General features: G+C 72.8%; 13 protein-coding genes. 10 read left to right on the top strand and 3 right to left on the bottom strand.

The window, feature by feature from the left end:
* The first annotated feature begins 160 nt into the window (after positions 1 to 160).
* Positions 161 to 979 (top strand): Fpg/Nei family DNA glycosylase, encoded by an 819-nt coding sequence (locus E0504_RS04375; protein ID WP_112105641.1) that lies wholly within the window; start codon positions 161 to 163, stop codon positions 977 to 979.
* A 15-nt stretch (positions 980 to 994) separates the two neighbouring features.
* Here E0504_RS04375 and E0504_RS04370 read toward each other — a convergent pair whose 3' ends face one another.
* Positions 995 to 2,722, bottom strand: a complete 1,728-nt coding sequence (locus tag E0504_RS04370) for a dolichyl-phosphate-mannose--protein mannosyltransferase (protein WP_131622090.1) — start codon at positions 2,720 to 2,722, stop codon at positions 995 to 997.
* Between the two features lie 178 nt (positions 2,723 to 2,900).
* Between E0504_RS04370 and E0504_RS04365 the strand changes: the two genes are divergently transcribed.
* A complete protein-coding gene (locus tag E0504_RS04365) occupies positions 2,901 to 3,782 on the top strand; it encodes an alpha/beta hydrolase fold domain-containing protein (RefSeq protein WP_131622088.1) in 882 nt (293 codons plus the stop codon).
* Positions 3,783 to 3,835: 53 nt separating this feature from the next.
* Positions 3,836 to 4,750, top strand: coding sequence for an alpha/beta hydrolase family protein (locus E0504_RS04360; protein ID WP_131622086.1), 915 nt, complete (start codon positions 3,836 to 3,838; stop codon positions 4,748 to 4,750).
* A 66-nt stretch (positions 4,751 to 4,816) separates the two neighbouring features.
* Here E0504_RS04360 and E0504_RS04355 read toward each other — a convergent pair whose 3' ends face one another.
* Positions 4,817 to 5,443, bottom strand: a complete 627-nt coding sequence (locus E0504_RS04355; protein ID WP_071066274.1) for a peroxiredoxin — start codon at positions 5,441 to 5,443, stop codon at positions 4,817 to 4,819.
* Positions 5,444 to 5,582: 139 nt separating this feature from the next.
* Positions 5,583 to 5,807 (bottom strand): Sec-independent protein translocase subunit TatA, encoded by a 225-nt coding sequence (gene tatA, locus E0504_RS04350; protein ID WP_071066273.1) that lies wholly within the window; start codon positions 5,805 to 5,807, stop codon positions 5,583 to 5,585.
* Positions 5,808 to 5,955: 148 nt separating this feature from the next.
* Between tatA and E0504_RS50195 the strand changes: the two genes are divergently transcribed.
* The 7 genes from E0504_RS50195 (at position 5,956) to E0504_RS04315 (ending at position 12,468) form a co-directional block, all read left to right on the top strand.
* Positions 5,956 to 6,219, top strand: coding sequence for a hypothetical protein (locus E0504_RS50195; protein WP_165938398.1), 264 nt, complete (start codon positions 5,956 to 5,958; stop codon positions 6,217 to 6,219).
* Positions 6,220 to 6,552: 333 nt separating this feature from the next.
* Positions 6,553 to 7,926: a hypothetical protein gene (locus E0504_RS04340; RefSeq protein ID WP_243657407.1), complete on the top strand. Its 1,374-nt coding sequence runs from the start codon at positions 6,553 to 6,555 to the stop codon at positions 7,924 to 7,926.
* Positions 7,927 to 8,009: 83 nt separating this feature from the next.
* Complete coding sequence (locus tag E0504_RS04335) at positions 8,010 to 9,245, top strand: transporter substrate-binding domain-containing protein (RefSeq protein ID WP_243657406.1); 1,236 nt, start codon at positions 8,010 to 8,012, stop codon at positions 9,243 to 9,245.
* Positions 9,246 to 9,273: 28 nt separating this feature from the next.
* Positions 9,274 to 10,053, top strand: a complete 780-nt coding sequence (locus E0504_RS04330; RefSeq protein WP_306769212.1) for a flavin reductase family protein — start codon at positions 9,274 to 9,276, stop codon at positions 10,051 to 10,053.
* A gap of 116 nt (positions 10,054 to 10,169) precedes the next feature.
* On the top strand, positions 10,170 to 11,105 hold the full coding sequence (locus E0504_RS04325; protein WP_131622084.1) for an aldo/keto reductase: 936 nt from the start codon (positions 10,170 to 10,172) through the stop codon (positions 11,103 to 11,105).
* A gap of 167 nt (positions 11,106 to 11,272) precedes the next feature.
* Complete coding sequence (locus E0504_RS04320; protein ID WP_112105647.1) at positions 11,273 to 11,719, top strand: peroxiredoxin; 447 nt, start codon at positions 11,273 to 11,275, stop codon at positions 11,717 to 11,719.
* 251 nt (positions 11,720 to 11,970) lie between these two features.
* A complete protein-coding gene (locus E0504_RS04315; RefSeq protein ID WP_112105648.1) occupies positions 11,971 to 12,468 on the top strand; it encodes a hypothetical protein in 498 nt (165 codons plus the stop codon).
* The last annotated feature ends 57 nt before the right edge of the window (positions 12,469 to 12,525 follow it).

Genomic DNA, 12,525 nt, shown 5'->3' with positions numbered 1-12,525 from the left:
GAACGCCGCGTCAGCGGCTCCTGGTGAAGACATGCCGGGTGTGGGTGAAGGCGCCCTTGCCGAAGGCGAGGACCTTCCTCATCCAGCTGAGCTGGGCGGACTCCTGGCCCACCGGCACCCGCCCGGCCTTGAACCAGCCCGTCGGTATGCTCGCCCGACTATGCCCGAAGGCCACACTGTGCACAGGTTGGCGGCCGTCCACCAGCGGATGTTCCGTGGCCGGCCGGTGACCGTGTCGAGCCCGCAGGGCCGGTTCGCCGACGGCGCGCACATGCTGGACGGGCGGGTGCTGACCGAGGCCGAGGCGCACGGCAAGCACCTGCTGCTGGGATTCGGCGACGAGCAGATCCTTCACATCCACCTGGGTATCTACGGCACCTACGTACTCGGTCCCGGCCCGGCGCCCGTGCCGACGGGAGCCGTCCGGCTGCGGCTCACGGCCGACACCGGGTACGCCGACCTGCGTGGGCCGAACGTCTGCGAGCTGCTGGCACCCGGTGAGGTGAAGGCGCTGCGCGACCGGCTGGGCCCCGATCCGCTGCGCGCGGACGCCGATCCGGCGCTGGCCTGGCGCCGGATCGAGCGCAGCCGCACCCCGATCGCCGTGCTCCTGCTGGACCAGAAGGTCGTCGCCGGGCCGGGCAACATCTACCGGGCCGAGGTGCTGTTCCGCGCCGGGATCCACCCGCTGCTACCGGGCCGGGAGCTGACCCGCGACCAGTGGGCCGAGATCTGGGCCGACCTGGTCGCGCTGATGGCCGACGGGGTGCGGACGGGCCGGATCGACACCGTGCGCCCCGCGCACACCCCGGAGGCGATGGGCCGCCCACCGCGCGTCGACGACCACGGGGGAGAGGTCTACGTGTACCGCAGAACAGGCCATCCCTGCCTGGTCTGCGCCGTCGAGGTGCGCACGGTGCAGCTGGCCGGCCGGAACCTGTTCTGGTGCCCCGGCTGCCAGCCACCCGTTCCGGGCTGAGCGCCGATCCGGGCCTCAGGGGGCGACGATCCAGCCGGGGAACCACATGCGGTCGCGCCAGGAGCTCAGCGGAATCGTCTGGGCGGCGAGGATCGGGTAGAAGTAGGCGAACATCAGCACGACGGCGGCCAGGTAGAGCCCGAACGACAACGCCCCGATCATGCGGCGGGTGTCCGACGCGTCGCGGGGGCCGAGCGCGAGACCGGCGGACGCGGTGATCCCGAGGATCAGGAACGGCAGCGACGGCAGGGCGTAGAAGAAGAACATCGTCCGGTTGGGGAACGCCAGCCATGGCAGGAACGACGAGCCGAAGCCGACGAGTACCAGGGCGGCCCGCCAGTCGCGCCGGCTGACCCACAGCGCGAGCATCGCGACCAGCGCGGCTGTGCCGACCCACCAGACCGCCGGATTGCCCAGGGCCAGCACCTCGCGGGAGCAGCCGGCGGCGGCTTGGCAACCCCGCTCGCCGAGCTTCGGGCTGTCGTAGGCGTAGACTACCGGCCTGGCGAGCACCAGCCAGCTCAGCGGCGTGGACTGCGCCACGTGCGGCGCGCTCAGGTGCTCGTGGAAGTCGAGGATGTCCTGCTGGTAGTCCCACCAGCCGTGCCAGGCGGCGAAGAACCCGTCGCCGTACCTGTGCCGGTTGTAACCGCCGTCGGTGACGAACCAGCCCGTCCAGGTGGCCAGGAACGTCACGATCGGCAGCAGGATGTAACAGCCGGACCAGGCCGGCAGGTCGCGGCGCAGCGCCCCGCGCACCGGCCGCCGCGCGCCCGCGGTGCGCCGGGCACCGACATCCCAGGCCAGGGCCAGTGCGGCGAGACCGACCAGCGTGTAGAGCGCGCTCCACTTCACGCCCATCGACGCCCCGAGGCACAGCCCGGCGGCGATCCGCCAGGGCCGCAGCCCGGCGCGCGGCCCGTAGCGGACGAAGCGTTCGGTCGCCCTGGACGGCGCGCCACCGGACGGCGCGCCACCGGACGGCGCGCCACCGGACGGCGCGCCACCGGACGGCGCGCCACCGGACGGCGCGCCACCGGACGGCGCGCCACCGGACGGCGCGCCACCGGACGGCGCGCCCGCGGCGACGCGCGCGGCGAGCGCGGCCCGGCCGTGATCGCGGTCGAGCACCAGGCAGGCCAGCGCGAGCACGAGCCCTGTCATCAGGAAGATGTCGAGGATGCCGATCCGGCTCTGGACGAACTCCAGCCCGTCCAGGGTCAGCAGCAGGCCCGCGAAGCAGCCGAGCACGGTGGACCGGAACATCCGCCGTGCGGTGCGGGTGAGCACCAGCACCGCCAGCGTGCCGAACAGCGCCGAGGCGAACCGCCATCCGAGCTCTGGGCTGCCGTGCGCGACGCCGGCGCAGTCGGTGTAGCCGAAGATCTTCTCGGAGGCGGCCATGAACCACTTGCCCAGGGGCGGATGCACCACGAAGGCGGGGCCGGTGCAGGTCTCGCTGTTCACCTCGTAGCCCGAGGTCATCAGGCCCCAGGCGTCCTTGGTGTAGTAGACCTCGTCGAATTTCATGCCCCGCGGCTCGGTGAGCTGCCAGAACCGCAGGATGCCCGCGACGGCGGTGACCGCGAGCGCGGCCACCCAGCCGATCACCCGGTCATCGGGCATCGGCGGGCACAGCCGCATCCGCAGCGCGTCGGCCGCGGACCCGGTCGGGCGCCGCCGGTCGGAACCGGCCTGGTCGGTTCCGGAGCGGGAGAAATCAGCTGTTGTTGCTGCCGTCACATGGCCAGGCTAGGGACTGCGCCGACGAGACGGACAACTGGTGGCACTCGGGTCCGCGCCGCACGCGGGGATCGCTGGTCTCCGCGTCGAGGAGGCCTCTCCGCGTCGTGCGCGGCCCGGGATGTGCCCTCGCGGCGGAGACGTCCGGACTGGTCTAATAGCAGCAGAAGGGACGTGGATGACCAGCTTGCAGATGAGGGCCGTCGCCGCGATTCTGCGGCTGACCAGAAAGCCGGGGACGGCCACCGTCGAACGGGCCCACCGGCGGATCGCGGCGCGGAAGCGGCCGTCGGCGCCGCCGCCGGCCCTGCGCCGGCGGCACTCGGTGAGCAGCCGGCAGGTCGAGGGGTTCCCCTGCCACAGCGTCGCCCCGAAGGGCCGGCCCGCCGCGCGGGGGGCGGTCTACATCCACGGCGGCTCCTACATCAACGGCATGGCGCCACAGCACTGGACGCTGGTCTCCCGGCTCGCCGACGCCGGGGTGCGGGTGGACGTCCCCGACTACGGCCTCGCGCCGGGGCACACCTACCGCGAGGCGTATCCGTTCCTCACCACGGTCTACCGGCGGCTGCTCGACGAGATGGACCCGGCCACGGTCACCATCGCCGGGGATTCCGCCGGCGCCGGGTTGGCGCTGGGCTTCGCGCAGACCCTGGAAGACCACGGGCTGCCGCAGCCACGTGGCCTGGTACTCATCTCCCCGTGGCTGGACCTCACCCTGGGCGACCCGGCGGTCGCGGCGGCGGAGGCCCGCGACCCCTGGCTGACCCGCATCGGCCTGGTGGAGGCCGGTCGCGCCTGGGCCGACGGCGACGACCCGGCCGCACCGCGGCTCAGCCCGATGAACGGGCGGCTCACCGGCATCGCCCCGACGCAGGTGTACGTCGGCACCCGCGACCTGCTCTACCCCGACGTCCTGCGTTTTCAGAAGCGGGCCGCCGCCGAGGGCCTCCAGGTGGAGCTCACGGTCCGCGACGGTGCCGTGCACGTCTACCCGCTCATCCCGGTACCGGAGGGCCGCGCGGCGTCCCGCGTGATCGTGCGGGACGTCGCCAGCTGACCGTGGCGGCACCGCCGACCCCGCGGCCGGACCGGGATGGGACGATTTCCGCCATGCCCTCGAGAGCCGTGCCGCCGAGCCGGCGGGTGCTGCTGGCCTTCGCGGCGACCGCGGTCGGCGGGGGCCTCGCCGGATGCTCGGACGGCTCCGGTGCGCCCGCGTCGCCCGCGTCGTCCCCGTCAGCGGCACCGGCTTCGGCGGCGACCACTCCGGTGGCGGGTGCGGGCACGCCGGCCGCTTCGGCGGTCGCGGCCGGCCCCGTGGAGGTCTCACGGGTGACCTTCGCGAGCGCGGCCAGGGGCCGGCAGGTCGGCATGGTGGTGATCGCGCCGGGCGGGTCCCGGGACGGGCTGCCGGCCTGCCTCGTCCTGCACGGCCGGGGGGACGACGCCGAGCGGTCGGTCAGCCTGCTGAACCTCGACCGGTATCTCACCGCGGCCCTGGCGGTGGGCGTGGCGCCGTTCGCCCTCGTCGCCGTCGACGGCGGCGAGACCTACTGGCATCGCCGCGCCTCGGGTGACGACCCCGAAAAAATGATCATTGACGAGGTGCTGCCCCGGTTCGCCGGGCTGGGCCTGCGGGCTACCCGGCTGGCGGCGACGGGATGGTCGATGGGAGGGTACGGCGCGCTGCTACTGGCCCGTCGCCATCCCGGACTGGTCGTGGCGGTCGCGGCGAGCAGCCCGGCGATGTGGCCGTCCTACGGGGCGAGCGCCCCCGGCGCCTTCGACTCCAGGGCCGACTTCGCGGCCCACCCGGTCCTCGGGACGCCACCCGTGCCGGGCGTGTCGTACCGAATCGACTGCGGCGCCGCCGACCCGTTCCTCGCCGTGTCCCGCCAGGCCGCCCGTGACCTGGCGGCGAGCGAACAGAACTTCGGCCCGGGCGGTCACACCCCCGAATACTGGCGTTCCGTCGTGCCGGCGCAGCTCGCCTTCCTCAGCGGCGCGCTGAGCCGCGCGGCCTGACGGACGCGCGGCCGGCGGCCGGCCTCGCCCCGCGATCGGGCGGGACGAGACCGGTGACGTGATCGATCAGGGAGCGTCGGCGTAGCGCAGGTAGGGCTTGGTCTCCTCGACGTTCTGGAACCGCTTCTTGGCGTCCTCGGTCGAGACCGAGATCGCGACGATCACGCGGTCGCCGGGCTTCCAGTCGGCCGGGGTCGCGATGGGGTTCGCGTCCGTGGCCTGGAGCGCGTCGATGACGCGGATGATCTCGTCGAAGTTGCGGCCCACCGACTTCGGGTAGGTGAGGGAGAGCCGCACCTTGTTGGCGGGGTCGATGATGAACACCGAACGCACGGTGGAGGTGTCGCCCTCACCCGGGTGGATCATGTCGTACAGCTCGGCGATGCGGTGGTCGGGGTCGGCCACGATCGGGAAGTTGAGCGCGCTGCCGGCGACCTCGGCGATGTCCGGCGCCCAGGCGTTGTGCTGGTCGACCGGGTCGACGGACAGCGCGAGAGCCTTGGTGTTCCGCTTCTGGAACTCGCTCTGCAGCGCGGCGGTGCGGCCCAGCTCGGTGGTGCACACGGGGGTGAAGTCGGCCGGGTGGCTGAAGAAGACCGCCCACGAGTCCTTCTTCCACTCGTGGAAGGTGATCTCGCCGTCGGTGGTCGTGGCGGTGAAGTCGGGAGCGGTGTCGCCCAGGCGGAGACCCACGGGCCGTCCTTTCGTCGTAGCGTCGGGTGGTTGTTCAGGCCAGGCCAAGGCTACGGTCGATCGGCCGCGACCGTATGTGCGAGACCTCATGCGGCCGCCGGACGAGCCTTTTCTTCCCGTGCCGGGGGAGCGTCGGTGGCTACTGAGCCGAGGTGACGCTCAGTGGCATCGGGACTTCGGCTGCGACCGGTGCCGGGCCCTGCGGCGCGGCCGGCGCGTCCGTGTCGAGCGCCCTGATCTCCGACTTGAAGATCCGCAGGGACCGGCCGAGGGACCGGGCGGCGTCGGGAAGCCTCTTGGAACCGAAGAGGACCAGGACGACCACTGCGATGATGAGCAGCTCGGGAGTACCGATGTCAGCCATGGAACCATCCTCTTCGGGACGAGTACGTGTCCGCCTTGCCGGGCCAGATCGGATGCTACGTGCTCCGGACCCGGGCCTGCTCTCAGCGCGCGGCCACCGCGGCGCGGCCGGCCGACGGCGCCAGCGCCCGCCGGAGAAAGGAGATCTGGTGGGCGAGCGCCGGCTCGTGCCACGGCTTGCCCGCGTGGAGATCGAAGTGGTCGCACGGGTAGTGCCGGACCTCGGCCCGGCCACGGACGCGGCCTTGGCCGTCGCGTGCGGCGGCGCGGCGCGGTCGAAGTCGGCTATCTGTACGAACCACCGGGTCCGCAGCACCCGGACCGCCGACCGGCCCGGCCGGAACGAACCGATCTCACTGCCCAGGGTGGCCGCGACCTCGTTGCGCCAGGTCGGCCCGGCGATCGCGAGGTAGTCGTCGTAGTAGCCCACCGGGGTGAGCGCCGCCGTCCTGCCGGGTGGCCCGACCACCGGGATCATCGGGGCCGGGCGGCCGGCCAGCGCCGTGAGCCGGGTGGCCAGGCCTGCGAACGACGGCGATGCCCGCGTCGCGCCCATCGGTCGAGGTGATCCGTTAGGTAATATATTGCCCATCGTGACCGGTGTTGCGCAGCGCGTGGCTTCCCTGCAAGCGGGGGCCGGGGCGGTGGACCTGTGGCCGTACGGTCGTCCGTGCCGGTGGTCGACCGGTCCGGTCCGCCTGATCCGATCCTGGGCTGACACGCCACGCCAGCTCGCGGCGGGCGCCGTGGCCGTCGCCGTCTGGTTGGCGCTGCTCTCGGGCCTCACGACCTTCGTGGCGTTGTCGCGGCACGCTGCCGTCAGCGATGCCCGTGACCGTGCGGGCCAGGTGGTCGTCGAGGCCCAGTTCGTTCGGGGCGAGCTGTCGAGTGCCGACGCGGCCGCCGCGGCGTCGGTGTTCAGGCACGCCCTCTTCGACGTCCAGGCCTCCGACGCGGCCGGGCTGCGCGCCGTGTACGGGCAGATGAGAGACGAGCCCCGGATCGACGAGCGGATCGGGGCGGCGGGGGAAGGAGTCGTCCGGCTGCAGCAACTCGGTGTGCGAAGCTGCCTGGACGCCGACCCGTCCGCCGGGTCGGCTGGGTCGTCCGGGTCGGCGTGCGCCGACGAGATCCTGACCGAACTGGGCCAGCTGATTCCCCGGTACGCGAGTCTGGTGAGCGCCGGCCAGGCCAACAGCCAGACGGGCGACTCGGTCGCCGAGGCGTACCTGCGGGCGGCCTCGGACCTCGTACGGGACCAGATCATCCCCAAGGTCGACATGTTGCTCGAGCTGGGTGGGCGCGACGTCGACGTGGACTTCCGGCGCGCGACCGACGGTGCGGTCGAGACAGCGCTGCTCCTGCTCTTCGCCGGCGGAGGAGCCGGGCTCACCGCGCTCCAGGTCCACTACTGGCGGCGAAGCCGCCGGGTGTTCGAACTCCGGCTGCTCGCCGCGACGGTCTGCCTGTTGGCCGCGGGTGGCCTGTTCGCCGCCGGCGCGCTGGCTCAGCAGGCCCGGGTCCAACACGGCGTCGACGACGGTTACATGCCCATGGTGACCCTCGCGCAGGCGCGGGTCTTCGCGTTGCAGGCCCGGGCCGAGGAGAACCTCGATCTGATGTCCCTGGGAATCGGAACCGAGTACGACGAGGGCCTCGACACGGCGGTAGAGGCCCTCGGATACGACGCGGCGACCGGCGACCGGCTGCCGCCCGGCGCACTGCCCGGCCGCAGCGGATCCCTGGTCCTGGCGCTCCGCATGCTGCCTGGGGACGTCCTCGACCCGGCCGTCGAGGGCCACCTTCGGACGTGGCTGACCAACCGGAATGAGGTCGTGTCGTTGCTGGGGAGTACCGAGGGAACCGACGCGATCAGCTCGGGGGCGAACTCCTTCGAACGGGCGGCCCGGCTGACCGCCGGCCCTGGAGCGGACGCCTTCGGCGCGCTCGACGACGAGCTGGCCGGCGGGATGGAGGTCAGCACCCAGCGGTTCCGCGACCGGATGTCGACCGCCGCCACCCCGCTGACCTTCCTCGGGCTGGCGGCCGGCGTGCTGCTGGCCGTGGCGGCCGGCCTGGTCGTGTGGGGCATGCGGCGACGACTCCGCGAGTACCGGTAGTGACCGCCCTGCCGGGCGAGTCGCGTCGTCCGGGCGGTTCGCGTCGTCGTCGTGGTCGACGACGGCCGGCCGGGCTCGTCGCGGTGCTCACCGCGGCTGCCATCGCCGCCACTGCCGCCGCCTGCGGGACCACCAGCGCGGAGCTGCCGGATGATGCGCGTCCGGTCCCGTCGGCTCCGGCCGTCACCGACCGAGCCGCGGCGCCGGCCGACCCGCGTCCCGCCGGGCCGCCGGCCGGGCCGGACACCGGACAGGTCTGTGCCGATGGCCGGCCGGTACGGGCGAGCCTGCCACCGGTGGGGCCACTGCCTTCCCCCGGCTGGTTCCGCCCGGGTTCGACGATGGCAGCCATCTACGACGGCGGGAACGGCTATCTGGACGTCGGGATCACGACCGACGTGCCCCCGGCCGGTTCGATGAACTGGCGGACACTCAAAATCGAGGGCTTCGACGTCGACATAGCAGCACAGATCGCCACCGCGCTGTTCGGTCCGGCGGGCACCGACCGGATGAAGTTCCACGCGGTCACCACGAGCGAGCGCGGCATTCTCATCATGGACGACGCCGATCCCGCACACCCGGACGCGGATACGGCGACCGACTCGGCGTCCGGGCTGGATCTCGTCATCGCGACCTACACGATCACCTGCGAGCGGAAGGCGGACATCCTTTTCTCCGGGGTGTACTTCGAGTCCAGCTTCAAGTTGCTCATCCCGAAGAACGCCGGATTCCACTCGATCGGCGACTTCGCCGGCCTCACCGTCTGCTCCACCCAGGAGAGCACGTCGGTCGAGAAACTGCGCGAGGCGGCCGCCGGGGCGCCGGCGGCCACGCCGTCCCGGCCACCGATTCCCGGCCTGACGGTCATCGAGCTCCCGCGCGCCGCCGACTGCCTCGTCGCGGTCCAACAGGGCAGGGCGGACGCCGCGGCGACCGATGACGTCGTTCTGGCCGGCATGGCCGATCAGGACGAGTACCTCGAGGTGGCCCCGTCGGCCTTCGACAGGGTGTTCGGGACCGACTCCGCGACCCTGGACGAGCCCTACGGGGTAGCCCTGTGGCGCAGCGGGAATCAGGCCCAGGACGACGAGTTCGTCAGATTCGTCAACGGTGTGCTCAAGAACATGATGCTGAGCGGGAAGTGGGACCGGATCTACAACCTGTGGTTCGGCGCTCTCGGTCCCCGCGACAGTCCGCTCGCGCGGAATCCGTCCTGGCCGGAGGCGGTTGCGGCGGGGGCGGTTCCGTCACAGCGCGAGCATGCCAGCTGCGTCGGCCCGCCATCCGCCGGGCTGATCGGGGGCGTCCGTGGTTGTTAGATCGGCGTCGCTGGGAAAGGGTGTGGTTATGCCGAAGCAGGTCTCCGCGCAGCACCCGACGCCGCGCCGGTCACCGGCCCGCAGTGTCGCCGACCCGGGCGCGCTCGCGCGTGCCTTCCGGCGTCATGCCGCAGGCGTGACGATCGTGACGATGGCGGGGCCACGCGGTCCGGTGGGGTTCACGGCGACGTCTGTCGCCTCACTGTCCGAGCGCCCACCGCTGGTGTCGCTGGCGTTGTCCGTGCGGTCGTCCATCGCGCCCGTGCTCGAGGCCAGCGAGACGCTCATGGTCCACATGCTGTCGGAAGGGCAGCATGAGCTGGCGGCCCGGTTCGCGCAGCCGGGCGCTGACCGGTTCGGCCCGCCGACGCGGTGGCGGGCGCTCCCCGGCGGCGAGCCGCTGCTGCTCGACGCCGCGGTCTGGCTGCTGTGCCGCATCCGGCGCCGCACCGTCGAGGGCGACCATCATCTCGTCGTCGCCGAGGTGCTCGACAGCCAGACCGGCCGGGCCGAGGCCCCGCTGGTCTACCACGACGGCGCCTACGGCACCGTCCAGACGACGTCGGCGGGCGCGACGTCGGCGGGCGCGACGTCGGCGGGCACGGCGGCAGCGGGCACGGCGGCAGCGGGCACGGCGGCAGCGGGCACGGTGCCGACGAGCACGGCGCCCGCGAGTTCGACGCGAGTGTGTGCGAGGCCGGTGCCCTCGGCGGTGCTGTCGGCGGGTGGCGCGGGCCCTCGACCGGGTGCCGGAGAGCCGGATGGGACGATCGGCGACGGCGATCTGAGTATCCGCGGCGCGTGCTGAGGAGCGTGCGCTCCGCGCGGCTGACCGATCGACCGCCTCCCAGGCGTGCCTCCGCGTCAAGGCGCGCCGTCGACCAGCTCGTGCCGTGGTGCCGAGCGGAACCAAGGAGAACCGTCATGCGGACCCGCCCGCTGGGCAGTGCCGGACCAGCCGTCTCGATCGTCGGGCTGGGCTGCAACAACTTCGGGGCCCGGCTCGGTGCCGCCGAGAGCGCGGCTGTCGTCCACGCGGCCCTCGATCTCGGGATCACCCATTTCGACACGGCCGAGATGTACGGCGACGGCGCGTCGGAGGAGTTCCTCGGCGCCGCGCTCGGTTCCCGCCGCGACGCCGCGGTCATCGCGACCAAGGTGCGCCCGCGCCCGCGGGGCGAGGCGTACACGCCCGGCGCGTTGCGGCGGCGGATCCTGGAGGGGTGCGAAGGCAGCCTGCACCGCCTCGGCACCGACCGCATCGACGTCTACTACCAGCACTTTCCCGACGCCGAGGCGCCGCTGAGCGAGGCGATGGAGACCTTCGAGGAGCTGGTGCGCTCGGGCAAGGTACTCAGCATCGCCTGCTCGAACGTCAGCGCCGAGCAGATCGAGGCGCGGGCGGCGTTCACCACCGAGCGGGACGTCGCTCCGTTCGTCGCCGCCCAGATCGAGTGGAGCCTGCTCCGGCGGGCCGTCGAGGCGGAGATCGTCCCGGCGGCGCTCAAGGCGGACATGGGGATCGTGCCCTACTTCCCGCTCGCCTCCGGGATGCTCAGTGGGAAGTACCGGGCCGGTGAGCCGTTCCCGGCAGGCAGCCGGCTGGCCTCCAGCTCCTACTTCGCCGCGATGGCGACCGAGGAGAACTTCGCCTACCTCGACGCCCTCATCGCGTTCGCCACCGACCGCGGCCGCTCCGTGCTGGAGCTGGCGATCGCCTGGCTCGCCGCCCAGGACGGCGTGGCGTCGGTGATCGCCGGTGCGACCAGCCCCGAGCAGGTGTCGGCGAACGCCGCCGCCGCCGGGTGGTCGCTGACGGAGGACGACCTGGCCGCGCTGCCCCAGCCCGCCGCGGGCTGAACAAGCCGGCGCCCGCCTGACCGGCGCGTGCTCGACCGGCGCGCCCGTTGCCGGCCTGAGTGCGCGCCGGTCCGCTCCACTCGATATGTCACCTATCGTGCACAGGTGGGAGGATCGGTCGCCCGGTGGCCAGGATGCCGGTTCGCGAACGAGTGGAGGGCCCTCGGATGAACGTGGGAGACCGGGTCGGTGACCTGTCCGGTGTCGACGAGACCGGCGCCGAACTGCGGCTGTCGGACCTGCTGGCGAAGGGGCCGCTGGTTGTGTTCTTCTACCCGGCGGCGATGACCCCGGGTTGTACCAGGGAGAGCTGCCACTTCCGCGACCTGGCGAGCGAGTTCGCGGCGATCGGCGCCGGCATCGTCGGCGTCAGCGCGGACGACACCGCCAAGCAGGCCGAGTTCAGCGCCAAGCACTCCCTCGGCTTCCCGCTCCTCGCCGACACCGGCCGGACGATCGCGGACGCGTTCGGGGTCCGCCGCAGGTTCGGCCCCAACAAGCGGGCCACGTTCGTCCTCGACCGGGACGGAACGGTCGTCGCCCGGATCGACTCGGAGTTCGCGATGAACCGGCACGCGGACAAGGCGCTCGACGCGCTGCGCGCACTCGGCTGAGGCCTGACTTCAGGGCCGGGTCGTGAGGCCTGAGGCCACGCCCGCGGACCGCCGCACCACCCGGTGAGCGGTCAGCCCGACCCCGCTCCGTCGTGCCGAGACCTGCCTCACGCCGGACGCGACACGCCTCTCAATCTGAACCGACCGGTTTCGTCGTCGATGCCGTGATGGAAATTTGGTCCTGCCTATGGGCTGGAGGCATCTCAATCTCCATCACCGTGGGCATCGGAATGAGTGCGGAGAGTGGAGAAATGCGGGCACTTGTGACGGACGGGTCAGCGGCCAGCGGGCTGCGGCTTGGGGAGGTGCCCGATCCGGTACCCGGGCCCGACCAGGTGCTGATCAGAACGGCGGCGATCTCGCTGGTCGACCGCGACACGGGCTATGCCGCGGCGATGCTCGGCGACGGCGGAGTCTGGGGGTTCGACGCGGCGGGCGGGTCGACGATGACCCGGGCGGTCGACCTGCTGGCGGAGGGCGGCACCGCCCTCGCGGTCGGCGCGATCTCCGGGGAGCGGATGGTCTTCCCGCCGGCGGCCTTCGCGAGCCCGCTGCGCCGACGTGTCCGCGGGTTCTGGGGCAGCTGGCCGGTCGGCGGCGACCTGGCCACGGTCGTCGAGCTGGTCGCCGCCGGGCGGCTGTGCCCACGGCCGGGCTGGCGCGGTGGCTGGGGTGAGGTCGCGGGTCTGCTCGAGAGCTTCGCCGCCGGCCGGACCCGGCGCCGCCGGGCCGTGCTCGACGTCGTCTGAGAACCCGTACCCCCTATCGTCACCGGGGCCGCGGCCGTCCCGTGCCGCGTCCCAGAC

The organism is Parafrankia sp. BMG5.11, from assembly GCF_004337455.1.
Note: the sequence above shows the minus strand (reverse complement) of the source record. Positions and strands in the feature narration are given on the sequence as shown.

Bases quoted from the DNA above. Each gene is read 5' to 3' on its own strand.
- E0504_RS04375 (WP_112105641.1), top strand. From the start codon at position 161: ATGCCCGAAGGCCACACTGTGCACAGGTTGGCGGCCGTCCACCAGCGG.
- E0504_RS04365 (WP_131622088.1), top strand. From the start codon at position 2,901: ATGACCAGCTTGCAGATGAGGGCCGTCGCCGCGATTCTGCGGCTGACC.
- E0504_RS04360 (WP_131622086.1), top strand. From the start codon at position 3,836: ATGCCCTCGAGAGCCGTGCCGCCGAGCCGGCGGGTGCTGCTGGCCTTC.
- tatA (WP_071066273.1), bottom strand. From the start codon at position 5,807: ATGGCTGACATCGGTACTCCCGAGCTGCTCATCATCGCAGTGGTCGTC.
- E0504_RS04330 (WP_306769212.1), top strand. From the start codon at position 9,274: ATGCCGAAGCAGGTCTCCGCGCAGCACCCGACGCCGCGCCGGTCACCG.
- E0504_RS04325 (WP_131622084.1), top strand. From the start codon at position 10,170: ATGCGGACCCGCCCGCTGGGCAGTGCCGGACCAGCCGTCTCGATCGTC.
- E0504_RS04320 (WP_112105647.1), top strand. From the start codon at position 11,273: ATGAACGTGGGAGACCGGGTCGGTGACCTGTCCGGTGTCGACGAGACC.
- E0504_RS04315 (WP_112105648.1), top strand. From the start codon at position 11,971: ATGCGGGCACTTGTGACGGACGGGTCAGCGGCCAGCGGGCTGCGGCTT.